General features: G+C 60.9%; 25 protein-coding genes. 9 read left to right on the top strand and 16 right to left on the bottom strand.

All coding sequences use genetic code 11. The features are described 5' to 3' along the window. Window positions 1–143: 143 nt before the first annotated feature. Genes rodA through AMC99_RS05335 form a run of 5 tightly spaced genes read right to left on the bottom strand, consistent with a single transcriptional unit; the run spans window position 144 to window position 5940 of the window. Complete coding sequence (gene rodA, locus AMC99_RS05315) at window positions 144–1262, bottom strand: rod shape-determining protein RodA (RefSeq protein ID WP_061923765.1); 1119 nt, start codon at window positions 1260–1262, stop codon at window positions 144–146. Further along, window positions 1259–3424 (bottom strand): penicillin-binding protein 2, encoded by a 2166-nt coding sequence (mrdA, locus tag AMC99_RS05320; protein ID WP_083440095.1) that lies wholly within the window; start codon window positions 3422–3424, stop codon window positions 1259–1261. The genes rodA and mrdA overlap by 4 nt, the downstream gene beginning before the upstream one ends. After that, window positions 3424–3981, bottom strand: a complete 558-nt coding sequence (gene mreD / locus AMC99_RS05325) for a rod shape-determining protein MreD (protein WP_338021458.1) — start codon at window positions 3979–3981, stop codon at window positions 3424–3426. The genes mrdA and mreD overlap by 1 nt, the downstream gene beginning before the upstream one ends. Then, window positions 3978–4883, bottom strand: coding sequence for a rod shape-determining protein MreC (gene mreC / locus AMC99_RS05330; RefSeq protein ID WP_061923767.1), 906 nt, complete (start codon window positions 4881–4883; stop codon window positions 3978–3980). The genes mreD and mreC overlap by 4 nt, the downstream gene beginning before the upstream one ends. 13 nt (window positions 4884–4896) lie before the next feature. Continuing rightward, window positions 4897–5940, bottom strand: coding sequence for a rod shape-determining protein (locus tag AMC99_RS05335; protein WP_061923770.1), 1044 nt, complete (start codon window positions 5938–5940; stop codon window positions 4897–4899). 191 nt (window positions 5941–6131) lie between these two features. On the opposite strand from AMC99_RS05335, the gene mutL reads away from it, so the two are divergent. The 3 genes from mutL (at window position 6132) to AMC99_RS05350 (ending at window position 10204) form a co-directional block, all read left to right on the top strand. Beyond that, window positions 6132–7961, top strand: a complete 1830-nt coding sequence (gene mutL / locus AMC99_RS05340) for a DNA mismatch repair endonuclease MutL (protein WP_061923773.1) — start codon at window positions 6132–6134, stop codon at window positions 7959–7961. Continuing rightward, a complete protein-coding gene (locus AMC99_RS05345; protein ID WP_061923776.1) occupies window positions 7961–8440 on the top strand; it encodes a hypothetical protein in 480 nt (159 codons plus the stop codon). Before mutL ends, AMC99_RS05345 begins: the two co-directional genes overlap by 1 nt. A 147-nt stretch (window positions 8441–8587) precedes the next feature. Continuing rightward, window positions 8588–10204 (top strand): M20/M25/M40 family metallo-hydrolase, encoded by a 1617-nt coding sequence (locus AMC99_RS05350; protein WP_061923779.1) that lies wholly within the window; start codon window positions 8588–8590, stop codon window positions 10202–10204. Between the two features lie 69 nt (window positions 10205–10273). Here AMC99_RS05350 and AMC99_RS05355 read toward each other — a convergent pair whose 3' ends face one another. From AMC99_RS05355 to AMC99_RS13970, 10 genes are all read right to left on the bottom strand, one after another. Beyond that, window positions 10274–11077: a DUF1206 domain-containing protein gene (locus tag AMC99_RS05355; protein WP_061923782.1), complete on the bottom strand. Its 804-nt coding sequence runs from the start codon at window positions 11075–11077 to the stop codon at window positions 10274–10276. Between the two features lie 56 nt (window positions 11078–11133). Next, window positions 11134–12234 carry a redox-regulated ATPase YchF gene (gene ychF, locus AMC99_RS05360; RefSeq protein ID WP_061923785.1) on the bottom strand — a complete coding sequence of 367 codons (1101 nt, stop codon included), beginning with the start codon at window positions 12232–12234 and terminating at the stop codon, window positions 11134–11136. A gap of 64 nt (window positions 12235–12298) precedes the next feature. Continuing rightward, entirely contained in the window at window positions 12299–13297 is a 999-nt protein-coding gene (locus AMC99_RS05365) for an SDR family NAD(P)-dependent oxidoreductase (protein ID WP_061923788.1), read from the bottom strand. Between the two features lie 36 nt (window positions 13298–13333). Beyond that, window positions 13334–13903 (bottom strand): aminoacyl-tRNA hydrolase, encoded by a 570-nt coding sequence (pth, locus tag AMC99_RS05370; protein ID WP_061923791.1) that lies wholly within the window; start codon window positions 13901–13903, stop codon window positions 13334–13336. Between the two features lie 279 nt (window positions 13904–14182). Further along, a complete protein-coding gene (locus tag AMC99_RS05375) occupies window positions 14183–14869 on the bottom strand; it encodes a 50S ribosomal protein L25/general stress protein Ctc (protein ID WP_061923794.1) in 687 nt (228 codons plus the stop codon). Between the two features lie 115 nt (window positions 14870–14984). Continuing rightward, complete coding sequence (locus AMC99_RS05380; protein ID WP_061923797.1) at window positions 14985–15866, bottom strand: TraB/GumN family protein; 882 nt, start codon at window positions 15864–15866, stop codon at window positions 14985–14987. Continuing rightward, complete coding sequence (locus tag AMC99_RS05385; RefSeq protein ID WP_061923800.1) at window positions 15863–16795, bottom strand: TraB/GumN family protein; 933 nt, start codon at window positions 16793–16795, stop codon at window positions 15863–15865. Before AMC99_RS05385 ends, AMC99_RS05380 begins: the two co-directional genes overlap by 4 nt. A gap of 45 nt (window positions 16796–16840) precedes the next feature. After that, window positions 16841–17266 (bottom strand): hypothetical protein, encoded by a 426-nt coding sequence (locus AMC99_RS05390; RefSeq protein ID WP_061923803.1) that lies wholly within the window; start codon window positions 17264–17266, stop codon window positions 16841–16843. Next, window positions 17253–17447: a helix-turn-helix transcriptional regulator gene (locus AMC99_RS05395; RefSeq protein ID WP_061923807.1), complete on the bottom strand. Its 195-nt coding sequence runs from the start codon at window positions 17445–17447 to the stop codon at window positions 17253–17255. Before AMC99_RS05395 ends, AMC99_RS05390 begins: the two co-directional genes overlap by 14 nt. A gap of 20 nt (window positions 17448–17467) precedes the next feature. Next, on the bottom strand, window positions 17468–17635 hold the full coding sequence (locus tag AMC99_RS13970) for a hypothetical protein (protein WP_157058259.1): 168 nt from the start codon (window positions 17633–17635) through the stop codon (window positions 17468–17470). Window positions 17636–17914: 279 nt separating this feature from the next. On the opposite strand from AMC99_RS13970, the gene AMC99_RS05400 reads away from it, so the two are divergent. From AMC99_RS05400 to ppdK, 3 genes are all read left to right on the top strand, one after another. Beyond that, a complete protein-coding gene (locus tag AMC99_RS05400) occupies window positions 17915–18826 on the top strand; it encodes a glycine--tRNA ligase subunit alpha (RefSeq protein WP_061923812.1) in 912 nt (303 codons plus the stop codon). Next, window positions 18823–21015, top strand: coding sequence for a glycine--tRNA ligase subunit beta (gene glyS / locus AMC99_RS05405; RefSeq protein ID WP_061927754.1), 2193 nt, complete (start codon window positions 18823–18825; stop codon window positions 21013–21015). Before AMC99_RS05400 ends, glyS begins: the two co-directional genes overlap by 4 nt. A gap of 65 nt (window positions 21016–21080) precedes the next feature. Further along, window positions 21081–23741, top strand: coding sequence for a pyruvate, phosphate dikinase (ppdK, locus tag AMC99_RS05410; protein ID WP_061923815.1), 2661 nt, complete (start codon window positions 21081–21083; stop codon window positions 23739–23741). 6 nt (window positions 23742–23747) lie between these two features. On the opposite strand, the gene AMC99_RS05415 is transcribed toward ppdK, so the two are convergent. Then, entirely contained in the window at window positions 23748–24422 is a 675-nt protein-coding gene (locus AMC99_RS05415) for a methyltransferase domain-containing protein (RefSeq protein ID WP_083440096.1), read from the bottom strand. A gap of 128 nt (window positions 24423–24550) precedes the next feature. Between AMC99_RS05415 and AMC99_RS05420 the strand changes: the two genes are divergently transcribed. The 3 genes from AMC99_RS05420 to AMC99_RS05430 all read left to right on the top strand — a co-directional run bounded on the left by AMC99_RS05420 (window position 24551) and on the right by AMC99_RS05430 (window position 26573). Further along, window positions 24551–25357 carry a ComF family protein gene (locus AMC99_RS05420; RefSeq protein WP_061923819.1) on the top strand — a complete coding sequence of 269 codons (807 nt, stop codon included), beginning with the start codon at window positions 24551–24553 and terminating at the stop codon, window positions 25355–25357. Between the two features lie 397 nt (window positions 25358–25754). After that, window positions 25755–26087, top strand: coding sequence for a phosphoribosyl-AMP cyclohydrolase (gene hisI, locus AMC99_RS05425; protein WP_061927758.1), 333 nt, complete (start codon window positions 25755–25757; stop codon window positions 26085–26087). Window positions 26088–26117: 30 nt separating this feature from the next. Further along, a complete protein-coding gene (locus AMC99_RS05430) occupies window positions 26118–26573 on the top strand; it encodes a MerR family transcriptional regulator (RefSeq protein ID WP_083440097.1) in 456 nt (151 codons plus the stop codon). The last annotated feature ends 4 nt before the right edge of the window (window positions 26574–26577 follow it).

The following is a 26577-nucleotide window of genomic DNA, read 5'->3' on the forward strand; positions in this document are numbered from 1 at the left end:
GTATTTCTCGTTTTCAGCGAAGCAGGCCGTTGGCCGTGAACCCGTCTTTGCGGGATTTATGCGCGACACGCCTGAGCGTTTATGTTCTGCGCGCCGAATAGAGAAATCACGGTTAATGGAAAGTCGCCTATTCGGGGGACAGGCTAGGCTGACAAGCCGCTGTGCGGGGCCTCCCGGTTCCAGCGGTTGACCATCATCAGAACGCCGATGCAGATCATATTGGTCATCATCGAGGATCCACCGTGGCTCATGAAGGGCAAGGGAATGCCCACAACCGGGGCAAGTCCCATGACCATCATCAGGTTCACTGCAACGTAGAAGAAGATGGTCGCGGTCATGCCAATGGCCAGCAGCCGTGCGAAACGGTCATTGGACTTGCGCGCAACGCCAAGGCCCCAACCAAGGATCATTGCAAAGATCCCTATGACGACGAAGCCGCCGATCAGTCCCCATTCTTCCGCCATTGTCGCAAACACGAAGTCGGTGTGAGGTTCCGGCAAATATTGCAGGTGGCTTTGCGAACCTTCGTTGAAACCTTTGCCGGTGATGCCGCCCGAGCCAATCGCAATCTTCGACTGCGTGATGTGATAGCCGGCTCCCAGGGGGTCGCTTTCCGGGTCCATGAAAGTCGTAACGCGGCGCTGCTGGTATTCCTGCAGTCCGAAGAAGAAGGCGAGAGGGGCGGCGATCAATCCGGCGCCTCCGGCCATCAGGAACCATCGCATCGGCAGGCCGGCCATGAACATGACGACTGCGCCCCCGAAGCCGATCGCGAGCGCCGTGCCGAGGTCAGGCTGTAGCAGCACCAAAGCCATCGGTATGCCGATCAGGACGCCTGCAGGGATCAACGATCTCCACGTGCCGATCAGTCCAACTGGCAGGGTATCGTAGAACCGCGCAAGTGTCAGGACGATAACCGGCTTCATCAATTCGGAAGGCTGCAATTGCATGAAGCCGAGGTTGAGCCATCGTTGGCTGCCACCTCCGACGAAACCTATTGCTTCCACCGCGACGAGCAGCAGCACAACGCCGATGTAGGCGGGATAGGCCATGAAGGTGACGAATACCCGGGGCATATTGGCGATGATCACCGCAGCGACCATGAATACGGCGAAGCGTATCAGGTGAGAAATCGCAAACGGTTGCCACGATCCACCGGCAGCAGAATAGAGGACGAGCGCACCGAAACCGACCAGCACGAAAAGCGGGATCAGCATCTGCCAAGGCTGGCGAGCGATCGGGGCGGGTACGATCCCGTTCATTGCGAAGCCGATGGTGTCGGCGCGGATGCAGGTGCGGCCCGGCTCGTTGCAGGTGCCGGCTCTGCCACCAGCGGGCTTCCATTGTTTGTCGCCGCGCCGTCCGCTGGTGCTGTCGATCCTGGCGCGCTTGGTGACCCGGAGGGCGTCGGATCGGGGCGCGGGGTCACCGCGTCTTGCGCGATGGCTTCCGGTTGTGCGGCAGCCGCGCGCGCCTCGGCTTCGACCTGGTCGAAAATATCTTCGTCCCTGCGGGGCGGTGCGCCCACGGTTTCACCTGCTGCAGCGGCATAGGCGCGGTACTTTGCATCAAGCCGTTGCTGCGCAGTACCACCCCATTGCTTTTCTAGCGCATGGAGCGCCTCCATCCCTTTTGCAGGATCGAACATGAAGGTCATCACGTCGCGTGCGATCGGATAGGCCGCGCCCGAGCCACCACCATGTTCAATGACGACCGCCCCTGCATACTTGGGCTTGTCGTATGGCGCGAAGAATATGAAGAGCCCGTGGTCGCGGTACTTCCACGGTCCGCTCTTACCGTCCGATATGTTCAGGCCCACCACCTGTGCAGTGCCGGTTTTCCCTGCGATCAGTACATCGTCAATCGGAAGGCGGGCACGACCTGCCGTGCCGGGACCGTTGACGACATCGCTCATCGCTTTGCGGACATATTCGACCTGATCGGTCGGGAAGTCGATCTCGTTGAAGCCCTTGGGCTTAGTATTGAGAGTAAGGCGCGGCATGACGTGGTGGCCGGTCGCAATGCGAGAGGCCATGACTGCCAACTGCAGCGGACTGGCGAGCATGTAGCCTTGCCCGATCGTGGCGTTGACCGTGTCGAACGCCTGCCATTCGCGGTCGTATTTTTTCTTTTTCCAGGCGGGATCGGGAACGGTGCCATAGAACTGGCTAGTCACGGGCAGGGGGAATTCCTGCCCCATGCCGCAACGACGGGCCATTTCGGCAATCGGTTCCATCCCGACGCGTTGTGCCATGGCGTAGAAATAGACATCGCAGCTCTGGTAGATGCCCTTGGCCATATCGACCGCGCCGTGCCCGCGGCGGTTCCAGCAACCGAAGACGCGGTTACCGACGCGAAGACCGCCTCCACAGAACACGGTCTCGTGCGGGTCGATGCCTTGCGACATCAGCGCCATGGATACCATCGGCTTCACGGTCGAGCCGGGCGGATAAAGACCCTTTAGCACCTTGTTGCGCAGCGGCACGCGGTCGTCGTCTCGCAGCATCGAATATTCGACCGAGCCGATACCGTCGGAAAAGCTGTTCGGGTCGAAGCTCGGCATGGATGCCATGCAAAGCAGGTCGCCACTGTCGCAGTCCATGACCACTACCGAGCCGCTTTCGAGGCCCAAGCGACGTGCGGCGTAATCTTGCAGCGGCCCGTCAATCGTCAGCCTGACGGGATCGCCCTGAACATCTTCGCGTGTCTCGAGGTCGCGGATGATGCGCCCCGACGCAGTCACTTCGACGCGGCGAGCACCTGGAACGCCGCGGAGCGTCTGTTCGAACTGTTTTTCGAGCCCGTCCTTCCCGATTTTATAGCCAGGCGTAACGAGCAGGGGATTGCGGTCAGCCTCATATTCCTCGGCAGAGGCTGCGCCTACGTATCCTATCAGGTGTCCGACAGCCGGGCCGGTGGGATAATAGCGAGAGAAGCCTCTCTGCGGGACGACGCCCTGCATATCGGGCAAGCGCACACTGACGGCGGCGAACTGGTCGTAAGCAAGCCCGCTCGCAACCTCGACTGGCTGGAACCCGCGCGCATCTGCGACACGCCGCTTGATATCGGCAACCTTGTCCGCCTGCAGGTCCAGCAGTTTTCCGAGGTTTTCGATCACCGCATTGGGATTGTTCAACCGTTCGGGAATGACATCGACGCGGAAATCCGCCCTGTTCGATGCCAGTGGTGCTCCATTGCGGTCGAGGATCCAGCCCCGACGCGGCGGGATCAGGGTCAGGTTGACGCGATTGCTTTCGGATTCGGTGCGATACTTTTCGTTCTCGGCAATCGCGAGATATCCCATGCGGACAGCGAGGAGCGCGCCAATGCCGCCCATGCCCGAACCGATCACGAAACTGCGACGGTCGAATGCATTCTTGAGGGTGGACGCCGTGATGAGCGGCCTGGAGCGGCGGAGGGGCATCAGCCGACCTTCCGCAGGCGGAGCAGCCGCATCCGGTCGAACCACGCGACGAGGCGCGCGATGATCGGATAGATGAGAATGGACAAAAGCACTTGTGGTCCGGCGGCGACGATGTGGTTGATCGAGGGCGATGTGCCCGAGAAAGCTAGCTGCAGGAAGAGATAGCCGATGGCGATTAGACCTGCGGTTAACCAGTCCTGCCAGAATCCCCGCCAAGGGTAACGGGATTCAAACAGCTCGACCACGATCATGGTGATCGACCAGAGGAAGATAGCGCTGCCGAATGGCTGTCCGCTGAAGAGGTCGTCGAATGCACCGAGGGGGAGCCCGGCCCATAGCGGCAGCAGGCCCGGCCGCATGAGACGCCAGCCCAGGAACAGCATGAATCCGATGGGCGGAATGATCGGCATGACACCTGCAATAGGCAGGACCGGCAGGATCGATCCCAGCATGATGGTGAGAGCAGGGACGGTGTAGACGAGAAGGGGGGCATGGTCGCGATTGATGCGCCGACCATATTGGTCCGCACGTGACCGGGGGTTGATACGCTGGATCACTCCTGCGCGTCTCCTTCCCCGAGCACTTCTTCCTGCGGAGTAGATGCGCCACTGACTGCTTCGGGCTGCCAGATTGGTTCGACGGATACGAAATCTGCCGATGCGGGGTCGGAGACGAGATGCGCAACGCCGCCGTCATTTGTGACCTCGTCGACGATCGCGACTGCGACACCCGGGCGATAAAAACCACCGGCTCCACTGGTCACGAAAAGATCGCCCTTTTCGATGGGGTTGATGCCGAGATTGATCAGGCGGATACGAAGTTTTCCATCGCCACGTCCTTCTGCGAAGGCGACCGTATCATCTTTCGCCCGGCGGACCGGGAGCACGCTCTCGCTGTCGGTCAGCAAGAGGACGCGGGAAGAGCTGCTACCTACTTCGAGGATGCGCCCCACGACACCGCGAGCACTGCGTACGGGCATGCCGACAGCAACACCGTCGGATCGTCCGGCGCCCAAATATGCAAAGCGGCGCGGGCTGGAGGATGTGGAACCGACGAGGCGAGCAACGACAACCGGTTCGACCTCCTTGTCTTTCAGCCCGAGCAAACCCTTGAGCCGCACGTTTTCCTGTTCGGTAGCGGCGGCTTCGGCGAGCTTGATCCTCGCCAGTTCGAGTTCGTCACGAAGGGCCGCATTCTTGCTGCCGGCGCGCCAGTAGGCGGCAATCGTGTCGAAGACATTGCTGGTTCCGCTGCGTGCAGTGGCTGTTGCCTGTCCGGCCGGCTCGACCACGTCGCTCGCTGTGCCGCGCAGCCCACTGAAGGCACCGGGGTTCCACAGCGAAACGGCGAGCAGGATAGCGCCTATCACCGCGCCGATGGCGGCGACGACATAGCCGGTAAAGACCGAAAATTGCGCTCTTCGCGAATGGCCCGAGCGCCTGGACGAAATAGGCGCCACGCGCTGAACCCCCTTAGGCTGTCATCAGCACGCCGCGATAGATCGGATCTTCCATCGCGCGGCCTGTGCCGACAGCAACGCAGGACAGCGGGTCTTCGGCGATACTGACGGGGAGGCCGGTTTCGTCGCGCAGATGCTCGTCGAGGCGGCGGATGAGTGCGCCACCACCGGTAAGCACGATGCCCTGGTCGACGATGTCGGCCGCCAGTTCAGGAGCGGTGTTTTCGAGTGCGATGCGAACGCCTTCGACGATGGCACCGATCGGTTCGCTCAACGCTTCGGCGACATGCGCCTGGTTGATCGTGATTTCTTTCGGCACGCCATTGACGAGGTCGCGGCCCTTCAAGGTGATCGTTTCGCCAATGCCGTCTTCCGGCGGAACGGCGACGCCGTAATCCTTCTTGATGCGTTCCGCAGTTGCTTCACCGATCAGCAGGTTGTGGTGTCGGCGGACATAGCTGACGATTGCTTCGTCCATCTTGTCGCCACCGGTGCGGACCGAGGTGGTGTAGGCAAGGCCGCGCAGCGAAAGGACTGCAACTTCAGTCGTGCCGCCGCCGATATCGACCACCATCGAGCCGACCGGTTCGGTTACGGGCATGTCCGCGCCAATGGCTGCTGCCATCGGTTCGAGGATCAGGTAAACTTCGGAAGCACCGGCATTCGACGCCGCGTCGCGGATCGCGCGACGTTCGACTGAGGTCGAACCCGACGGAACGCAGATCACGATTTCAGGGAAGCGGAACAGGCTGCGCTTGCCATGGACCTTTCGGATGAAGTGCTTGATCATCTCTTCCGCGATTTCGATGTCGGCAATCACGCCGTCACGAAGCGGGCGGATCGCTTCGATGCTGTCGGGCGTCTTGCCCATCATCATCTTGGCGTCGTCGCCAACAGCCTTGACGCGCTTGATACCGTTGATCGTTTCGATCGCCACAACCGAAGGTTCGTTCAGTATGATGCCCTGGTCCTGCACATAGACGAGCGTGTTGGCCGTACCGAGGTCGATGGCCATGTTCTGCGAACCGAATTTCAGAAGATTGGAAAAGAAGCTCATTTAGATGTCTGTTCCATGGATGGGGGGAGGCGCTGGCCGCGCTTCCATGCGACCTCTACGACCCGGTTGTGACTGGATGGAGCGTCTCTAACGAAAGCGACGCGAAAAGGCCAAAATATTTTGTTGAGCGAATGGCCTATTTTCCACTGTCCGCCTCGAAATTGCGGCGCATTGACGCTAGCATGAGGCAAATGCCGCAAATTCGCAGACTTCCCGAACATCTGGTCAACCGTATCGCCGCCGGCGAGGTGGTCGAACGGCCCGCTGCCGCGCTCAAAGAGCTGGTCGAAAATGCCATCGATGCCAAGGCGACCCGAATCGCGGTGAAGCTGGTTGAGGGCGGACTCGACCGGATCGAGGTGACCGACGACGGCTGCGGCATGAGTGCTGCGGACATGGAAATCGCGCTTGAAAGGCACGCAACCTCGAAGCTTCCCGATGAAGCGATCGAGCAGGTCGCCACCCTCGGCTTCCGTGGCGAGGCCCTTCCGTCGATCGCCAGCGTCGCGCGACTGACCATCGAAAGCAGGGAGCGCGAGACCGATACCGGTTGGCGCCGTGTGGTCGATCACGGCGCATTGCGCGAGGAAGGCCCTGCCGCACTTCCCCCGGGAACGCGGGTGCGGGTCGAAAACCTGTTCAGCAAGGTGCCTGCGCGCCGCAAATTCCTCAGAACCGCACGGAGCGAATATGCAGCCTGCCTCGATGTCATGCGCAGGCTGGCGATGGCGCGACCCGATGTGGCGTTCTCGCTAGAGCATGGCGACAGGCGCATCTTTGCCACCCAGGCAATGGAGCCCTTGCCGGACCGCGTGGCCGGACTGATCGCCCGCGAGCTGAAAGACAATTGCGTAGAGATCGCGTTAGAGCGCCCCGGACCTTCCGGCCCGATGCGTCTCACCGGGATTGCCGGGCTGCCCACCTACAACCGCGGCGTTGCCGATCATCAGTACCTGTTCGTCAACGGACGGCCGGTGAAGGATCGCCTGCTCGTAGGCGCTGTTCGTGGTGCCTATTCCGACATGCTCGCGAGGGATCGGCACGCCGTGCTGGCGCTGTTTCTTGATCTGGAGCCGGAGGATGTCGACGTGAATGTCCACCCGGCCAAGACAGAGGTCCGTTTCCGCGATGCCGCAGGCGTGCGCGGCTTCATCGTATCCGGGCTCAGGCAGGCGCTGGCGACCGGCGACCGGCGTAGCGCCCAGGGTCCGGACCGCGGTGCCATGGAGCGCTGGCAACAGGAGCCGGTTCGCGAAGAGGTATCACCGGCGCTTCGGTCGATCTTCGATGGCCGTGATTGGAGTCAGCAGAGCACGCGGTTTGCAGAACCGATTTCACAGTGGCAGGGGGAACAGGCGGTTTCTGGCTCTGCCCCACTGGCAGCACCCATGGGCCGCGCGACCGAGACCGTGGTCGAGGATGACGAGTCGGCGAACACCTATCCGCTCGGCGTGGCACGCGGGCAGGTAGCCAAGACCTATATCGTCGCAGAGGCATCCGACGGATTGGTGCTGGTCGACCAGCATGCCGCGCACGAACGCCTTGTCCTCGAACGACTGCGAGCTGCCGGGGCTGGCGAGGCAGCTGCTCGTTCGCAAGCGCTGCTGGTTCCCGATGTCGTCGAAATGGACGAGGTCGACTGCGGCCGTCTCGAAGATGCCGCCGAGGGCCTCTCCCGCTTTGGCCTGGTGATCGAGCGTTTCGGCCCCTCGGCCATACTGGTTCGCGCCGTGCCGCATGCGCTTGGCAAGGCAAGCCCTGCTGCGCTGCTGCGCGACATTGCCGACGATATTGCCAAGCATGGCGAAGCATTGCTGCTGGGTGAAAAGATCGAGCATGTGCTGGCGACCATGGCGTGCCACGGATCGGTCAGGGCAGGGCGCACGTTGCGGGTCGAGGAAATGAACGCATTGCTACGCGAAATGGAGCGCACCCCGCGTTCCGGCCAGTGCAATCACGGGAGGCCGACATGGGTCAAACTGTCGATGGAAGACGTCGAGAAGCTGTTCGGTCGTCATTGATGCGGTTGCTGGCAGTTGCGTCATTGGCACTCGCGTTGACCGCCTGCGACAAGCCAGAGGATCCTGCACCGGTTGACATAGAGCAGATGAACAAGGATGCACTCGGCCCGCCCGTGCAGATTACGCTCGATCCCATCAACTTCGCGCTGATCGAAAAATTCGACCTGTTCGGTGCGGGCTGCAGTTTCAGGCCCGAAGGCTGGACCGATCTCGCCATCATCGCCAACGATCAGGAGGCTACGATCATCATTGGCGGTGAAGCCGTGCAAGCCGCAGCGGATGCCGGATCGCGTGAGCTGCCCTATGGTGCCAGGGCGGAATATGACGGTCTGTCTCAAGCATTCGAGCTCAACCTCGATGAGGGCGAGCAATTGACCGAAGACTACGAGGTTTCCACCTATTCCGGCACATTGATCGTTCGCGACGATCAGGATCGCGTCGTTTACGAACAGACCGGAACCTACGAGTGCGGAGCATGACCTTGGGTTTCCACAGGTCGACCAACGGCATTCCAGCATCGGCGAAAGCGTTTGCCGCCAGCCGCGGGTGCTGCGTAGATATCGCCAGGCCAAAGCCGACGGGACTGGAAACCGCTCGGCCCGGCAAATCAGGATAGGGGTTCCTCGATGCGAAATAAGCGTTTCGTTGCCAGCTTGCTGGCTGCTTCCACATTATTGGCCGTTCCAGGCTCGCTGTTTGCCGGCGAACCGGACAAGACCGCCCAGATCATCGACGAGGGATTGGCGCGTTCAGAAGCGCAGATTCTCGCGCATGAACTGCTCGACCAGATTGGTCCGCGGCTCACCAATTCGACGAATATGCGCAAGGCTGAGGCATGGGCCGTCGAAAAAATGCAGAAGCTCGGCCTCAAGAACGTCCACAAGGAAGGTTTCGATTTCGGCCGTGGCTGGGATCTGATTTCGTCTGACGTTCGCATGACTTCGCCGCGCCCGATCGAACTCACCGCCATTCCTGTCGCTTGGACGCCGCCGACGAACGGTCCCGTCGAAGCCGAGATCATCGTCGCGCCGATTTCCAAGAAAGAGCATTTCGACGCTTATCGTGGTCAACTCAACGGCAAGATCGTTCTGCTGACCATCCCCGGCATGGGCGACGAGCCGACGACGCCGGCGTTCAAGCGCCTCGACCAGTCGGATATCTCGAAGAATGACGAAATCGACCTGCCGAGCTTCGATCCCGGTGCCATCGAACGCTGGCGCAAGCGCTCCGAATTTGCACAGGAGCTCGACGATTTCCTTGCGAGCGAGGGTGCTGTTGCCTGGGTGAAGAAGGCCCGCCGTGATGGCAAGCTCCTGCACGGTGAAGGCAGCGGGTATGAAGTCGGCAAGACGCCTAAGCTTCCCGGCATAGAAATGGCTGCCGAGGATTATCGCCGCCTGGCGCGCCTGGCCAAGACCGGACCGGCTCCGAAGCTGACGATCAATTCCAACGTGCGTTTCGTCGATGGCGATACGCAGGGCTACAACATCATCGGAGAAATCCCGGGCAGCGACCCCAAGGCGGGTTATGTCATGGCCGGGGCCCACTTCGACAGCTGGTTGGCCGGTGACGGTGCAGTCGATAATGGTGCTGGCAGCATCACCATCCTCGAAGCCGCACGCATCCTCCAGGAAACCGGCGTGAAGCCGAAGCGCACGATCAAGTTCGTGCTCTGGAGCGGCGAAGAGCAGGGCCTGCACGGTTCGCTCGGCTACGTCCGTCGCCATCTCGTTGCTCGCGAAGGCGAAGAGGCTCTCACCCCCGGCAATGTCTATCGCGAATGGCGCTATCTCTTCCCGGTGACTGCGAAGCCCGGCTATTCGGAGATGAAAGCCTATTTCAACATGGACAACGGTTCCGGCAAGCTGCGCGGCATTTATGCAGAGGGCAACGTCGGTGCTGAACGTTTACTTCGGTCGTGGCTGGCGCCATTCGGCGATCTCGGCGCATCGTCGGTCGTCGCTGGCGAGACCGGCGGCACCGATCACGTATTCTTCAACGCGATCGGCCTTCCGGCTTTCCAGTTCATCCAGGATCCGCTCGATTATGGCGCGCGGCTTCACCACACCAACATCGACACCTTCGATCACTTGCGCCCGGACGACCTTCGCCAGGCAGCGACTGTGATGGCCGGTGTCCTGATGGCTGCGGCCAATGACAAGGAAGAACTGCCGCGCAAGCCGCTGCCTGAACCGCAGTCGGCCAGTGATCCGTTCAAATACGATTACCCCGAGACAGACTGAGTTCTGTCCAAGTGCTATCGGTGCCGGTCCTTGCGATCGGCACCGATTTTTTTGGCTTTCGATAATTTTCTAAGCGCGGAATTGCGGGATGTGGCGTTCAACATCCATGTCCGGAATGATGCGATAGCGGGCCAGGATCAGGCTGAAGAGGCCGAAGATCAGCAGGCCGATCGCTACCAACTGGAAGACGATCCCCTCTCCTGCAAGCGATGCGAGCGCGTCACCCAGCGTCTTGATCTGTTCGCTTCCGGCGGAACCAAAGCCGGCCTTGATCAGCGACCAACCGATAATGACGAAGACGACCGCGCGCGCGGCAAAGCCGATCCGGCCCAGCAGCTTCGTCTGGCCCGGAGCGGCACCGGAAATACGGTTCATGAAATCGGCGGTGTAGCTCTTCTTCGCCTGGTTGAACGCGGCGAGGAAGAACGCAATGCCTAGGATGCCAAGGATGACACCGCCGAAGGTGATCGAAAGCACACCGGCGGCGGCTTCTTGCGCACCGCCCGAACCGGCACCCTCGCTGTTGGTTCCGGCAAATTGGAATGCCGACCAGGCGAGAGCAAGGTGGCCGATCGCGCTGCCGGCATGGCCGATACGTTTGCCCCAACCGATGGTGTCGCTGCCATGGTTCTCGATATCGAAGAAGGTCGATGCGAAGCGGAACATCGCATAGGCCAGCAAGCCGACGACCATCAGCCAGAGCACCGCTTCGCCGAGGGGGAAGTCCTCGATCGCACGGAAAATACCGGCAGTACCCTTGCCGATCTTGCCTGCGCTGGTGAGCGCGATCAGGCCGAGCACCGAGTACATGATGGCGCGGCTGAAATAGCCCACCCGTACAAGCGTGCTGAACTTTTCCGATTTGTCGACCATTGCCGTTTCCCCTGATGAACGTTTGAGGGGGAACGGTCGAAGCCTGAAAACGGTCCCTAGACGTTGAACTTGAACAGCATCACGTCGCCATCCTGGACAAGGTATTCCTTGCCTTCCTGGCGCAGCTTGCCAGCTTCCTTGGCCCCGTTCTCACCTCCCAACGCGACATAGTCGTCATAGGCGATGGTTTCGGCACGAATAAAGCCGCGTTCGAAGTCCGTGTGGATTTCGCCGGCAGCCTGCGGTGCCTTTGCGCCTGCAGGGAAAGTCCACGCGCGCGCTTCTTTCGGACCGCAGGTGAAAAAGGTCTGCAAGCCGAGCAGCTTGTAACCTGCACGGATGACACGGCTGAGGCCTGATTCATCAAGACCCAGCTCCGCAAGATATTCGGCGCGGTCTTCGGCCGGCATGGCGACAAGCTCGCTCTCGATGGCAGCCGATACCACCACAGCCTGTGCGCCCTCGCGCTCTGCCTTAGCGAAAACTTCGGCCGATAGTTCGTTGCCGGTGGCGGCATCTTCTTCCGCCACGTTGCAAACGTAGAGGACAGGTTTCGCCGTCAGCAGCTGTGCCTGGCGGAATACGCGTTCTTCCTCGTCATCCTTGGGCTCGGTCAGTCGGGCAGGCTTGCCATCGCGAAGAAGTTCAAGCGCCTGGCCAAGAACGCTGGCCATGATCTTGGCTTCCTTGTCGCCGCCGGTCGCACGCTTCGCAGCAGCCGGTACGCGCTTTTCGAGGCTTTCGAGATCCGACAGCATCAATTCGGTTTCGACGACTTCGGCGTCGGCGATCGGATCGACCTTGTTGGAGACGTGCTGGATGTCGTCATCCTCGAAGCACCGCAGCACGTGCACGATCGCGTCCACTTCGCGGATATTGCCGAGGAACTGGTTGCCCAAGCCTTCGCCCTTGCTCGCGCCCTTCACGAGGCCAGCAATGTCGACGAAGGCGAGCTGGGTCGGTACGATCTTCGCGCTGCCGGCGATGGCAGCAATCTTGTCCAGCCGCTCGTCCGGCACGGATACCTGGCCGACGTTCGGCTCGATCGTGCAGAACGGATAGTTCGCAGCCTGCGCGGCCTGCGTCTCTGTCAGTGCATTGAAAAGGGTGGACTTGCCTACGTTCGGCAAGCCGACGATCCCGCAACGGAAACCCATCGAAAACTCCGGAATAGAATGTTGGCGCGCGCCTTAGCCGCAGGGGGCGGGAAATGCCAGAGGTCTAGACGTCGTGGACCGCTTTAACGAGCGGACCGAAGGGAGATTGTCCGAGCCAGCGCGTTTGTACCTGCGCGCAGACTTCATTGATAGGCGTTTGCGGGATGTAGCCGCCGCTGACCGGCACACGAAGAGGGCGCTCTCCTGCGGGCATCGCGATCAGCCTGGCAATAGCCTTTGGTACGTCCATCGGATCGGCAGTGCGGCCGGAGCCATCCTCTGCCCCCATGCGAGAGACCTGTTGCGGATAGCCCGAAGAATGGACGCCGGTGAGACGCTCCTTGAGCTCGGCGGAATATCGATTGCGGTTGACCCACACATTGGTCGGATAGCCGCCAGGTTCGATGATCGACACATCGATTTTGTGCGGAACAAGCTCGTAGGCAAGCTGCTCGCTCATCGCCTCGAGCGCGAACTTGGTTGCAGAGTAGTGTCCTGAATAGGGCACGATCACCCTGCCGAGCTGGCTCGAAATCTGGATAATCTGGCCGGAACCGCGCACCCGCATTCCCGGCAGCACCATGCGCGCCATGTTGTGCGGAGCAAGCACGTTGGTTTCGAAGATGAGGCGCGTCGCCTCCATGTCCTGCACCTCGACCGGCGAGGAAATTCCGATCCCAGCATTATTGATGAGGACATCGACCTGACCGCCGCCTAGCTCCTTGTCGATATAGGTCCGGACGTCATCGATCTCGTTGTCGAGAAGCACGTCGAGCCGCACCACGTGTATGTCCAGGCCTTCGTTTTCGGCGAGTGCGGTCAGTTCCTCGGCCTCGGGGCGCGGCGTGTTGCGCATTGTCGCAAAGACCTTCGCACCGAGGCGTGCGTAATATTCCGCACCCAGCCGCCCGAAGCCTGACGAACATCCGGTGATGAGAATGGATTTGCCGGAAAGGTCCGGCGGCGAGGGGATGCTCGTCGCCTTGAGGGTGGATGCACCCGAGGCGAGGGCCCCTGTTGCGGCGGCACCTGCGATGAGGGTTCTGCGGTCGAACGTTGGCATGCGTGATCTCCTCTGACGAGGAGACCTGTTAGCACATCAATCCTGCATTCGCAGCGCCACGTCGCTCATGAACCGCGGATCGTCGCCTTTGGCGAGCCATTCAGCCTCTGCCCCGATGGCAGCGAGCATCTGGATCAGATCGTCTTGTTCGGCCTTGGCATAATTGCCCAGCACGTGGCCGTGAACCCGGTCCTTGTGCCCCGGATGACCGATGCCGATCCGCACGCGGCGAAAGTCCGGGCCGAGGTGCTGGTTGATCGATCGCAGGCCATTATGGCCGGCAAGGCCGCCACCCGTACGCACCTTTACCTTGAACGGGGCAAGGTCGAGCTCGTCATGGAAGACGGTCAGCGCATCTGTGTCGAGCTTGTAGAAACGCAGCGCTTCGCCAACGCTTCGGCCGCTTTCGTTCATGAAGGTCGCGGGTTTCAGCAGGATAACCTTCTCACTGGCAATCGTGCCTTCCTGGATCCAGCCCTGGAACTTCTTCTGCGACGGACCGAACCTATACATCTCGGCAATGACGTCGACCGCCATGAAGCCGACATTGTGCCGGTGCATGGCGTATTTGGGTCCGGGATTTCCTAGGCCAGTCCAGATCTGCATGATTAGCCTTTAGCACGCTGGGCGTGCCCCTCAAGCGCTGGGCGCCGCACCTCCGTGCGGCTTGGCTTCGCCGCAGTGGCGGCGACGCGCAGTCGCGCTCTGACTGCCGTGACCAGGAACCGGGTCGGTGGAGACACGGCAAGCATGCATGTGTGCCCGCAGCGGGTGCAGCTTGCTGCACATCTAGCGAGGATGTTCCGACGGAGGTCGGGACACAAACAAGAACGCCGGCCCATTTCTGGACCGGCGCCTTGGTGATTTCCGACAGGAAAGCGCGAATTAGTCTTCGCTCTTTTCTTCCTGCTCGTCGGCGGCATCGTCGTCCGGACCCTGTTCGGTCGCGGCCACGCCGTCTGCCGGTACTTCTTCGCCAGCTTCAGCGCCTTCGGCCTTCTTGAGAGCCGACGGAGCGACCAGCGTCGCGATGGTGAAGTCGCGATCGGTGATGGCGCTCTCGCTGCCTTCGGGCAGAGTGACTTCGCTGATGTGGATCGAATCGCCGACTTCCTTGCCGGTGACGTCGATTTCGATTTCGGTCGGGATCTTGTCCGCGTCGCAGACGAGGTCCAACTCGTGACGGACAACGTTGAGCACGCCGCCCTTCTTGAGGCCGGGCGAAGCGTCTTCGTTGGCGAATACGACCGGTACGTTCACTTCGACCTTGGCGCCCTTTGCGAGGCGCAGGAAGTCGACGTGTTCCGGACGGTCGTTGACGGGATGCAGAGCAACGTCCTTGGGAAGGGTGCGGATGGTCTTGCCATCAAGTTCGATCTGCACGATCGAGTTCATGAAGTGACCGGTGCCGAGTTGGCGGACCAGTTCCTTCGCCTCGACGTGGATCATCGTGGGTTCTTCCTTGCCGCCATAGATCACGGCGGGGACACGGCCTTCACGACGCAGTTGACGGGAGGCTCCCTTGCCAGCCCGTTCGCGCGCCTCGGCCGGCAGGGTCAGAGCGTCGCTCATTTCACATACCTTTCGAATTGCTAATTGGTTGTTCGGTCCGCCACGCCTCCAGGGATGACCATGACGCCGAAGGGCGGGCCTTTAGTCGCCCGTACCGTGAATGGCAAGCTATTGCTTACTGCACGCGCGAGACGGTGTAGCCCTGTCGTTCCAGCAGTGCTGGCAACCCGTCCGGTCCGACCAGATGGGCTGCGCCAACCGCAACCAAGGGCCTTTGACCCTGATCCAGCCTTTTGATGAGTTGCGAGAGCCAGTCGCGATTGCGATCGACCAACAGCGCTTGCCTCAATTCTGGGTCGGCCAGCATACCTTCTGTCGTTGCTTCTTCCAGCACTTTGATATCGCCTGACAGCCAGGCGCGCTGCAGCCGGGCCGGATCGGCGGAACGGGTGTCTGCCTCTTCCACCACCGCGGCGAGGAGGTCCTGCTGCTCTTTCTCGGGAAGTTGGTCGAAAATGCCGAGCTGCTTCTCCACGCCTTCGAATTCATGGATCGGGCGGCCCTTGAAGGCGTGGATCATGGCACGGTCCGCGCCGTTCTCGGGTTCGCCGGTATCGAAGACCTGCGCGAGGTTGAGCGCCACCGCCCAGGTTTCGAGAGACTGGAAATCGCGCGGCCGGTATCCGGCCTCGTCGATAAGCGAGAAGAGGGCGGGGCGGCGATCTGCCGTAACCTTCAATCCGATGTCCGGCTGTCCCGGAGTGACCGACAGCCTTCGATAGATATCGAAAAGCGCCGCACTGTCTTCCAGTGCGGCGATCTCGACGATCAGGCTGTCGGCATTGCCAATCGCCTCATCCAGCTTGTCCGTTCGCCATTCCGTATCGTCGGGCAGCGAATGGATCGTTCCGAAGAGCCATGCCTTCGTCTCTCCATCCGCATCCGCGACTTCGAACAGGATTGGCGATGCACCGCCCGTGTACCCGCCGCCCGGTTCGTCCTGGCATGCGCCCAGACAAAGGAGCACAGCGAGCATCAGGGCAAGGCGGTGGATCACCTTACGCGCACCACTTCGATACCGCGGCCGTTCAGCAGGTCCTGCACGCTCTTTGTGCCGGCGAGGTGGCCTGCACCCACTGCGATGAAGACAGTGCCCGGATCATCCATGCGGTCATCGATCCATTCGGCCCAGTTGGCATTGCGATTGTAAAGCAGCGCCTCTGCCAGTGCCTTGTCTTCCATTCCTTCGTTCAGGAGCTCGGCAAGCTGGTCGGCGTCGCCTTCGATCCATTCGGCGAGCATGGCGTCCAGCTGGTTCTTCACCTCGTCCGTGTTCGCCGCGGCATCGACCAGGAACTTCACCTGCGATTCCTGCGGCAATCCGTCGAACACGCCAATCTGAAAGTCGATGGTTTCGAGCGCGCCCTTCTGGCGCTCACCGGCCTGGCGAAGAAGGACCATCTCCACGCCTGAATCGGGGGCATATCCCTGCTGCATCAACGGAAGCATGGTCAGCATCATACCGGCATACCACGGTTCGAAGCGATCGAATGCCTCGACCGGCAGGCCGAGCTTCGTCATCGCGCCGTCGAATGTGGCAAGCTGTTCTTCGTCGAGGAGCGAGCGCAGCGTCGTGTCGGCAGGCAACATGCCCTTCGCCATCACCAGCGCCTGCATTTCGGCGGCCATGCTGTCGTCCATCTTGATTTCGGTCACGATGGTATCCGAAGCGGCAAAGGCATCGGCGATCGGCCCGTCGAGCCATTCGATACCTTCGGGCAGCGCATGAACCGTGCCGAACAGATAAACGGTCGTGTCTTCGTCTGCGACCTTCCACAGCGCGGGGCCGGTCGGGGCCGCCGTAGTCGCTGCGACCTCGGTATTGGCGGTGGCACTTGCTGCGGCATCTTCAGCAAAGGCCGGGGCGCTGAACAGCATGGTCGATGCGGCGAGGGCAGCAGTGAGCTTGCGAGTAAGAGAAGTCATAGGAATGTCCTTGGATTATGGGTGTGAATAGGGAATTAAAACGCTTTAGCGAAGGCCCAGTCGGCGCGCGAAATAGGCGACAGCGGTAAGCGCGAAAGTCATCCAGAAGATCGCGCCGGCATCAGGCTCGATCAATGCGCCCGCCTGGTTGAAGAACCACCAGGTGCCGTATGCGATCATGTTGCCATAAAGGCCGATCGTGCAGGCCCAGAGATTGTCCGAAAGATCGAGCTCGTCGACCTTGCGGAAATAGTCCCGCGAGAACCAGATGAAGCCGATCGTCACGATGACCCAAACGGCGATCAGCACGCCTATCGGCAGGTCGCCAACTTTCACCATGATCGCTCCGGCACCGGTAACGGCGCCTGCGACAAGCGCGACAGCGAATGCGATCGCAACGTATCGGAAAAAGGCAGAGCGGCGGCTGTTGTGGCGCTGTTCGCCAATGGTTTCGTAATCAGGCTTGGTCATCGAAGATTTCCTCGATTTGCATTTCAAAAAGTCGGGCGATCTTGAAGGCCAGCGGTAGCGATGGATCGTGCTTGCCGGTCTCGATAGCGTTGACCGCTTGTCGAGAGACGTCGAGCCGTCCTGCCAACTCCGCCTGGCTCCAGTTGCGTTCGGCACGCAGAACCTTGAGACGATTGTTCATATGAGCTCCTCGCCCCGTGTTCAGGGCCAGATGCGCGAGCCGACCATCAGTCCGACGATCGCGCCGAGAATGAAGAGCAGGGCGATCATGGCGATCCGTTGGCCACGCATGTTTGATACGTGATCGAATGCGTTGCTGACGGGGGTGTTGTTTGCCTGGTCCATGTCCTTGGCCTCTGTGCAGTTCACAGCGAACCAATCAGGCGGCCGAGCGCATATCCACCCGCCGCACAGAGAACGAGGATAAGGCTGAAGATTGCAGCATTGCGCGGTGTTACGTCGATTTCCATTTTTCGGTCCTCCGATTTGTCATGATTTGCTGACTGTATGTCAGGTATGCCTGACTATATGTCGCGATTCGCTGACTATGTCAACACTACCTGACACAATGTCGTGATGACCTGTCCTTTTTCGCGCAGGGGAGTTGCAGGATTGACGCTCTCAAGCGCTTCCGCCATTGCGCCCGCCATGACTGCTGTGCCGGACAGAAACCCCAAGGCGTCCTTCCAGGACATGATCCTCGCGCTCCATGATTTCTGGAGCGCGCAGGGCTGCGTTATCCTGCAACCGTATGACATGCGCATGGGGGCAGGAACCTTCCACACCGCCACCACGCTGCGTGCGCTCGGTCCGGAACCGTGGAATGCCGCCTTCGTGCAGCCTTGCCGTCGTCCGACCGATGGCCGCTACGGCGAAAACCCGAACCGTTTGCAGCACTATTACCAATACCAGGTGATCCTGAAGCCGAGCCCGCCCGACATCCAGGACCTTTATCTCAAGAGCCTCGAGGTGATCGGCATCGATCCGCTGAAGCACGACATTCGCTTCGTGGAGGATGACTGGGAAAGCCCGACGCTGGGCGCGTGGGGGCTTGGCTGGGAGGTCTGGTGTGACGGGATGGAAGTCACCCAGTTCACCTATTTCCAGCAGATGGGCGGCTTCGACTGCAAGCCTGTTGCGGGCGAGCTTACCTACGGTCTCGAACGCCTCGCAATGTATATCCAGGGCGTCGACAACGTCTATGACCTCGCATTTAACCAGCAGGGCGTCAGCTACGGCGACGTGTTCCTCGAGAACGAGAAGCAGATGTCGAAGTGGAACTTCGAGGTCGCCGATACCGACGCGCTGTTCGACCTGTTCAACAAGGCCGAGGCGGAATGCAGGAATGCGCTCGCCGCAGGTGTCCCGATTGCCGCCTACGAACAGGCGGTGGAGGCGAGCCACATCTTCAACCTGCTGCAGGCTCGCGGCGTGATCAGCGTGCAGGAACGCGCCAGCTACATGGGCCGCGTCCGCGACCTTGCGCGCGGATCGTGCGAGGCTCACATGGAGAAGGAAGCGCCCGTGTGGGCGGAGAAATATCCGGAGTGGTCGAAATGAGCGACTTCCTCCTCGAATTGCGCAGCGAAGAAATTCCGGCCCGGATGCAGGCCGGCGCCCGCGCCGAACTCGAAAAGCTGTTCCGCCGCGAAATGGACGCCGCCGGTGTCGATATCGGCGAGATCACCGTGTGGTCGACGCCGCGGCGGCTCGCCCTCATTGCGCGCGGACTTCCCGAAGCCACGAAGGCTGTCAGCGAGGAATTGAAGGGCCCACCCGTCGGCGCGCCCGAACAGGCCCTCGAGGGTTTCTGTCGCAAGGCCGGCGTCGACGAGTCGGACCTGGAAGTCCGCGACGTCAAGGGCCGCGAAACCTATTTCGCGGTGAAGAACATCCCTGGCCGCGCCACGAAAGACCTGCTGGCTGACGCCATTCCGGCAATCATTCGCGACTTCGCTTGGCCAAAGTCGATGCGCTGGGGCGCTGCCTCGCTCTCGACCGAATCCTTACGCTGGGTGCGCCCGCTGTCGGGCATCGTCGCGCTGCTGGGTGACGATGTGGTAGAATGCGAAGTGCATGGTGTGACGAGCGGTCGCGAAACTGCGGGCCATCGCTTCCATAGCATCAGGAAATCCGATCCTAAGTCGCGCAATTTCGGGCTGCCGGTCGAGTTTTTCAAAGACAAAGACCCGACTGTTTTGAACAGCAACGGCATGATCGAAATCGGTAATCCCGACGACTATCAGCGCAAGCTCTTTGATGCTCATGTGATTGTCGACCACAGGCTTCGCGAGCAAGAAATCAGAATTGGCGCAATGGCCGCCGCGAAGGGTGCAAGTCTCAAGCTGGTCGAGGACGAAGGGCTGGTGATCGAGAATGCGGGCCTTACCGAATGGCCGGTGCCTCTGCTCGGCCGGTTCGAGGAGGACTTCCTCGAAGTGCCGCCGGAAACGATCCAACTCACCGCGCGCGTCAACCAGAAGTATTTCGTGTGTGAAGATGGCGCAGGCAATCTCGCCAACGCCTTCGTCTGCACCGCCAATATCGAGGCTGCGGACCCGGCAGTGGTCGTCGACGGCAACCGCAAGGTTCTCGCGGCGCGTCTGTCCGACGCGCGTTTCTTCTGGGATGTCGACCGCAAGAAAACGCTCGCTGAGCACGCCAAGGGGCTGGAGCGCATCACCTTCCACGAGAAGCTGGGTACCGTTGCCGACAAGGTAGAGCGCGTGGCGAAGCTGGCCCGCTGGCTGGCGGAAGAAGGCGTGGTCAAGGGAGCCGATCCGGATCTGGCCGAACAGGCAGCGCGTCTCGCCAAGGCCGATCTCGTCACCGAAATGGTCGGCGAGTTTCCCGAACTGCAAGGCCTGATGGGCGGATACTACGCCCGCGCTGAAGGACTGCCTGATGCCGTCGCCGACGCAATCCGAGATCATTACAAGCCGGTCGGGCAGGGTGACGATGTGCCCACCGCTCCGGTGACGGTTGCAGTCAGCCTGGCCGACAAGCTGGATACCTTGCGTAGTTTCTTCGCCATCGATGAAAAGCCGACTGGCTCCAAGGATCCTTTCGCCCTTCGCCGTGCTGCACTGGGTGTCATCCGGATCGTCCAGGACAACGGCCTTCGTTTCGGTGTTGCGGAAGGTGACTTGCTCGACTTCTTCGCCGACCGTCTCAAGGTCCAGCAGCGCGAGGCAGGTGTCCGCCATGACCTGATCGATGCAGTCTTTGCGCTCGGCGGGGAGGACGATCTCGTCCGCTTGCTCTCCCGCGTGAAAGCGCTCCAGTCCTTCATGGAAACAGAGGACGGTGCGAACCTGCTCGCCGGCTACAAGCGCGCTGCCAATATCCTCAAGAAAGAAGACTGGCACGGCCTTGAAGGCGAAATCAGCCGCACGGGCGAGGAAGACCCGCTGGCTCTGGTCGACGATCCCGACATGAAGGCTGTAATCGACGCCAAGATGGCCGAGCGTCATGCAGCCGAGCTTTCCTACACGCCCGAACCGGCCGAAAAGGCGCTGATCGATGCGCTCGCCGCCGCCGGGCCCAAGGCCGACGCCGCAATCGCTGCAGAGGACTTTGCCGGAGCAATGTCGGCTCTGGCTTCGCTGCGCGCACCGATCGACAGCTTCTTCGATGAAGTCACGGTAAATGCGGATGAAGAAAACAAACGTGCATATCGCCTGGACTTGCTTGCACAGTTTCGTGCTGCAGTGCACAAAGTCGCGGATTTCTCACGTATCGAGGGGTGAGAATTCAAACCCTGGACACTGTTCCATGTGTTCCATCGCGTAGGAATTGGGAGAATACCTCGGGCATGAAGACAGTCTACACCTTCGGCGGAAACGCCGATCACTCGGATCCTCGCCAGAAGGACAAGACCGTCACGGGCGGCAAGGGCGCGAACCTTGCCGAAATGGCGAGCATCGGCCTGCCGGTGCCGCCGGGCTTCACCATCACGACCGAAGAATGCGTGCGCTACCTGCAGGATGGCGCGGACTTCTCCGCCGATCTGCGCGCCCAGGTTGCCGAGGCGCTGACTCATATCGAAAAGACCGTTGGCAAGGGTTTTGGCGATGCGGCGGACCCGCTGCTCGTTTCGGTCCGTTCGGGCGCGCGGGTTTCGATGCCGGGGATGATGGACACCGTCCTCAATCTCGGCCTCAATGACGAAACCGTTGCGGGCCTTGCCAGCGCTTCGGGTGACGAACGCTTCGCCTGGGACAGCTACCGCCGCTTCGTCCAGATGTATTCCGACGTCGTTCTCGGCCTCGATCACGGCTTGTTCGAAGAAGCGCTCGAGATCGCCAAGGAAGACAAGGGCTATTACGCCGACACCGAGATGGAAGCGAGCGACTGGCAGTCGCTGGTCACCGAATACAAGCAGATCGTGTCGGATGAACTGGGCAAGTCTTTCCCGCAGGATGTTACGGAACAGCTCTGGGGTGCCATCCGCGCCGTGTTCGACAGTTGGGATTCGGACCGCGCAAAGGTCTATCGCCGCCTGAACGACATTCCCGCCGACTGGGGTACTGCCGTCAATGTACAGGCGATGGTGTTCGGGAACATGGGCGATACCAGCGCGACCGGCGTTGCCTTTACCCGCGATCCTGCGACCGGCGAACGCGCCTATTACGGCGAATACCTGATCAATGCGCAGGGCGAGGATGTCGTGGCCGGCATCCGCACGCCGCAATACCTCACCAAGGCCGCACGCGAGGCTGCCAATGCCAAGCCGCTGTCGATGGAAGAGGCAATGCCCGATGCCTACGGCCAGCTGGCGCACGTCTTCGACCTGCTCGAAAACCACTACCGCGACATGCAGGACATCGAATTCACGGTGCAGCAGGGCACGCTGTGGATGCTGCAGACCCGCAGCGGCAAGCGCACTGCCAAGGCAGCACTCCGCATGGCGGTCGAAATGGTCGATGAAGGCCTGATCGACGAAGAAACGGCTATCCGCCGTGTCGATCCGATGGCTCTCGACCAGTTGCTCCACCCGACGCTCGATCCCGATGCGCCGCGCAATGTGCTGACCAGCGGCCTTCCTGCTTCGCCGGGTGCTGCCAGTGGCAAGATCGTGCTCGATGCCGATACCGCCGAAAGCTGGGCGGGGCGGGGCGAAAAGGTGATCCTCGTTCGCGTGGAAACCAGTCCGGAAGACATCCACGGCATGCACGCGGCGCAGGGCATCTTGACCGCTCGCGGCGGGATGACGAGCCACGCGGCCGTCGTCGCACGCGGCATGGGTCGCCCCTGTGTTTCGGGCGCGTCGGCCGTCTCGATCGATCGCGCGACCAAAACGCTGCGGATCGGCAGCCACGAATTGAAGGAAGGCGACCTTCTGACGCTCGACGGAGCGACCGGGCAGGTGATGGCGGGCGAAGTCCCGACAATCGAACCCGAACTCGCTGGCGACTTTGCCGTGCTGATGGAATGGGCCGACAAGCATCGCCGCATGCGGGTTCGCACGAACGCCGAAACGCCTGACGATTGCCGGATGGCTCGCCAGTTCGGTGCGGAAGGTATCGGCCTTTGCCGTACAGAGCACATGTTCTTCGACGCGAACCGCATCAGCGCCGTGCGCCAGATGATCCTCGCCGATGACGAAAAAGGCCGTCGGGCCGCGCTCGAAAAGCTGCTGCCCGAACAGCGCAAGGATTTCCGCGAAATCTTCGAGGTGATGGCTGGCCTGCCATGCACGATCCGCCTGCTCGACCCGCCGCTCCACGAATTCCTTCCGCATGGCGATGAGGAGTTCGAGGAACTCGCGAATGCATCCGGTGTCGGCATCGACCACCTGAAGCGTCGTGCGGGCGAACTGCATGAATTCAACCCGATGCTTGGCCATCGCGGTTGCCGCCTCGGCATCACTTTCCCCGAAATCTACGAAATGCAGGCGCGCGCAATCTTTGAGGCTGCGTGCGAGGTTGCGAAGGATTCGGGCGAGGCACCGGTGCCGGAAATCATGATCCCGCTGGTCGCGACGAAGCGCGAATTGCAGCTGCTCAAGGCTCTCGTCGACAAGGTTGCGGGTGAAGTTTTCGAAGAGACGGGTTGCCCGGTCGAATACCTCGTCGGCACGATGATCGAGCTGCCGCGGGCTGCCCTGATGGCTGGCGAAATCGCCGAAGAGGGCGCCTTCTTCTCCTTCGGCACGAACGACCTGACGCAGACTACGCTCGGTGTCAGCCGTGACGATGCAGGCCGGTTCCTGTCTGCCTATGTCGACAAGGGGATTTTCCCGCGCGATCCGTTCGTCAGTCTCGACATCGACGGTGTCGGCCAGCTGGTCGAACTGGCTGCCGAACGGGGCAGGGCGACGCGTCCTGGCATCAAGCTCGGCATTTGCGGTGAACACGGCGGCGACCCGGCCTCGATCGGGTTCTGCGAGAAGGTCGGGCTCGATTACGTTTCGGCCTCGCCATACCGCGTGCCGATCGCGCGCCTCGCTGCGGCGCAGGCATCGCTCAAGTAAGGCGGTTCAGCCCCAACCGGTCAGCGTCAGGATCTCGAAGGTCTCGGTAACACGGCCTTCGTCATCAGCCATTTCGCTGAAAGCGGCCCTTGCACGTTCGAGCGATGTGCGGGTCAGTGGCGGCGGGGCATCGGCAAGAACGTTGGTCAGGGCCTGCGCACGAAGGTCGCCGAACAGTGTATCGAGGCTGCCATAACGCACAGACAATGTGTGCGTATCGACCACCTGTCGGGCAAATCCGGCGCGCTCGAGCAGAGCTGTTGCCGCTCGGGTGTCGATCTGAGGGTGAACCCTTGCCGCGGGGCGCTCTCCATCAGCGGCCATGAGGATCTGGCGCAGGCTCGAAAGGCTTCCGGCCCCCAGGATCGGCGCAAACATCACTCCGCCAGCCGCCAGCGCATTCCGCAAATGTATCAGCGCGCCGGGCAGGTCGTTGACCGTATCGAGCATCGCCATCGAGACGATCAGGTCGAACGGCCCGGTTTCGATCGGCGTTTCATCATCTCGCAAGGCAAGCGAATTGACCTTCGCCCCCATGCGATCGAGCTCGCTGGTCAGTTCCTGAGTGTTCAACCCGATGAGCAATGCCTGGTCAGGCTCATGACGCATGAAGTCGATGCGTTCGATGATTTCGCTTTCGAGATGTTGCAGGAGCCAGCACGAAGAACCTGCCTGGCCCAAGCGAGTGGCCGAGCGGGCACTCCTCGCACGCCGACGCGCTGCAGAAAATATTCGCGGTGCCCCAGTTGCGACCATGCTTTCGTCTGCACCGCTTGCGTGATCCATGCAAGACGTGCAGCACACGGCAAATGGGTCTGCGCGCAATTTTATCGGAAGGGCTGAAGCCCGCCCTCGATCTCGTATATCCGCCCCGCTGCCCGGTTTGCGGTGACGCAACGGGAAAGCAGGGTGCACTATGCCTCGATTGCTGGAGCGGTCTTTCAATACCTCGCGACCCACAATGTGCCAGTTGCAGGTCGCCCCTCGGAACAGAATCTATCGCAGTCGGCGCTCGATGCGCGCAATGTCTCGTCAAAAATCCCAAGCATTCGGGCATTTTCGCAGCGACATTCTACAACGAAGTGTCGCGCAAGCTCATCCTGTCGTTCAAGCACGGAGGCAAGATCGGCCTATCGCCGTTGCTGGGGCGCATGATGGCGGCACGTCTGCCCGATATCGAGGATGGCGAACTTCCTATAGTCGTGCCGGTGCCGCTTCATCGATGGCGGCTCTGGTCGCGCGGCTACAATCAGGCTGCTCTCTTGGCGAGTGAGCTGGTTCGCGGAGGTAAAGGGCGACTGTGCGTGGACGCGCTCGAAAGGACTGTCGCCACGCCGTCCCTGGGCGGTCTTGGCAAGAAAGCTCGTGCCAAGGTTCTGAAGGGTGCAATCAGGGTCAGGCAAAGTCGGGTGCAAGAGATTCGGGACCAGAAGGTCTTCCTGGTGGACGACGTGTTGACGAGCGGAGCAACGACCGACGCTTGCGTCCACGCCCTGTTGAAAGCAGGAGCAAATTCGGTTCGGATAGCCTGCTTTGCTCGCGTCATTGATGATGCCGTCGTGAAGGGCAGCGCACAAACACTGGATATGGAAGAGCAACTTGGCGCCACAAAGTGAAACGCCCGAGGCATAAAGCCTCGGGCGCCACGTGACGAATTACCTTGAATCCGCTCTTGGAGAGCTCAGATGGCATTCCCCCTTAGAAGCCATCAGGATTCTATCCCTCATCGTTCGAGCCGGTTGCCACAACACCCCCTGTTGCCAGGCTACCGACTACCCCCTGAACCTGGCACTCTGTTGGTACCGTGTGTTCGGTGACGAACCATCAAGTCCGTAAGCAGAAATGTCTCAAACAAAGTCATTTCTTAAAAGCGTCATCTTCACCGGGGTTGGATTTTGAACGTGATCTGTGGTTATCGTGCAACAAATTATCGCATGTACGCCTCAACTTGCCGAAGGAAGTTTCGTGTCATCATCATCTGACGCCGTGGAGCGCGAAGCGGGGTCGCGCTTCATGCCCAAATTCGACGCCAGCGGTTTGCTAACCGCGGTTGTCGTTCACGCCGAAACGGGTGGCGTTCTGATGGTCGCTTTCATGAACGAGGAAGCGATCGCTCTGACGCGCCAGACCGGCAAGGCGCATTTCTGGTCGCGCTCGCGCCAGGCCATGTGGATGAAAGGCGAAAGCAGCGGAAACGTGCTGTCCGTGCGCGAAATCCTGGTCGATTGTGACCAGGACGCGCTCGTTCTTCGCTGCGATCCAGCAGGGCCGACTTGCCACACGGGGGCGGAAAGCTGTTTTTACCGGTTGCTCGAGGATGACGCTCTCGTAAGGGTCAATACTTGACGCTAACGTAAAGGTAAGCTATTTGGGGTCATGGCTAGTGTACCAGCAAATGATCCCAAAAATGGTGAGCGTCGCAAGCATTCCGGGGCGCATCTCGAACGCCCTGACAAGCTGGCTCGCGAACAGTTTACCATTTCCGATCTGACATCCGAATTCGGCTGCACCGCACGCGCGCTGCGCTTCTACGAAGACGAGGGATTGATTGCGCCGGCGCGAGTCGGCCTGACCCGCGTCTATTCCAAGCGTGACCGCGCCCGGCTCGCATGGATCATGCGCGCAAAGAACGTCGGGTTCAGCCTGACCGAAATTCGGGAAATGATCGATCTCTACGATCTTGACGACGGCCGCGTAGAACAGCGCCGCGTCACGATCGAGAAATGCCGGGAACACGTGGCCAAGCTCAAGCGTCAACGGGCGGATATCGATTCTTCGATCCGTGAACTCACCGAGTTCATCAAGATGATCGAAGGTCTCGATCCTTCCTGAGGCG

The sequence above is a fragment of the Altererythrobacter epoxidivorans genome (genome assembly GCF_001281485.1).
Taxonomy (GTDB): Bacteria; Pseudomonadota; Alphaproteobacteria; order Sphingomonadales; family Sphingomonadaceae; genus Erythrobacter; species Erythrobacter epoxidivorans.

Excerpts from the sequence above, each read along its gene's own strand:
- mutL (WP_061923773.1), top strand. The coding sequence starts at position 6,132 with ATGCCGCAAATTCGCAGACTTCCCGAACATCTGGTCAACCGTATCGCC.
- AMC99_RS05335 (WP_061923770.1), bottom strand. The coding sequence starts at position 5,940 with ATGAGCTTCTTTTCCAATCTTCTGAAATTCGGTTCGCAGAACATGGCC.
- hisI (WP_061927758.1), top strand. The coding sequence starts at position 25,755 with ATGCCCAAATTCGACGCCAGCGGTTTGCTAACCGCGGTTGTCGTTCAC.
- ychF (WP_061923785.1), bottom strand. The coding sequence starts at position 12,234 with ATGGGTTTCCGTTGCGGGATCGTCGGCTTGCCGAACGTAGGCAAGTCC.
- rodA (WP_061923765.1), bottom strand. The coding sequence starts at position 1,262 with ATGAACGGGATCGTACCCGCCCCGATCGCTCGCCAGCCTTGGCAGATG.
- AMC99_RS05400 (WP_061923812.1), top strand. The coding sequence starts at position 17,915 with ATGACTGCTGTGCCGGACAGAAACCCCAAGGCGTCCTTCCAGGACATG.
- mrdA (WP_083440095.1), bottom strand. The coding sequence starts at position 3,424 with ATGCCCCTCCGCCGCTCCAGGCCGCTCATCACGGCGTCCACCCTCAAG.
- ppdK (WP_061923815.1), top strand. The coding sequence starts at position 21,081 with ATGAAGACAGTCTACACCTTCGGCGGAAACGCCGATCACTCGGATCCT.
- AMC99_RS05395 (WP_061923807.1), bottom strand. The coding sequence starts at position 17,447 with ATGAACAATCGTCTCAAGGTTCTGCGTGCCGAACGCAACTGGAGCCAG.
- AMC99_RS05345 (WP_061923776.1), top strand. The coding sequence starts at position 7,961 with ATGCGGTTGCTGGCAGTTGCGTCATTGGCACTCGCGTTGACCGCCTGC.
- AMC99_RS05430 (WP_083440097.1), top strand. The coding sequence starts at position 26,118 with ATGGCTAGTGTACCAGCAAATGATCCCAAAAATGGTGAGCGTCGCAAG.
- glyS (WP_061927754.1), top strand. The coding sequence starts at position 18,823 with ATGAGCGACTTCCTCCTCGAATTGCGCAGCGAAGAAATTCCGGCCCGG.
- AMC99_RS05420 (WP_061923819.1), top strand. The coding sequence starts at position 24,551 with ATGGGTCTGCGCGCAATTTTATCGGAAGGGCTGAAGCCCGCCCTCGAT.
- pth (WP_061923791.1), bottom strand. The coding sequence starts at position 13,903 with ATGCAGATCTGGACTGGCCTAGGAAATCCCGGACCCAAATACGCCATG.
- AMC99_RS05350 (WP_061923779.1), top strand. The coding sequence starts at position 8,588 with ATGCGAAATAAGCGTTTCGTTGCCAGCTTGCTGGCTGCTTCCACATTA.
- AMC99_RS05385 (WP_061923800.1), bottom strand. The coding sequence starts at position 16,795 with ATGACTTCTCTTACTCGCAAGCTCACTGCTGCCCTCGCCGCATCGACC.
- AMC99_RS05355 (WP_061923782.1), bottom strand. The coding sequence starts at position 11,077 with ATGGTCGACAAATCGGAAAAGTTCAGCACGCTTGTACGGGTGGGCTAT.
- AMC99_RS05375 (WP_061923794.1), bottom strand. The coding sequence starts at position 14,869 with ATGAGCGACGCTCTGACCCTGCCGGCCGAGGCGCGCGAACGGGCTGGC.
- AMC99_RS05390 (WP_061923803.1), bottom strand. The coding sequence starts at position 17,266 with ATGACCAAGCCTGATTACGAAACCATTGGCGAACAGCGCCACAACAGC.
- AMC99_RS05365 (WP_061923788.1), bottom strand. The coding sequence starts at position 13,297 with ATGCCAACGTTCGACCGCAGAACCCTCATCGCAGGTGCCGCCGCAACA.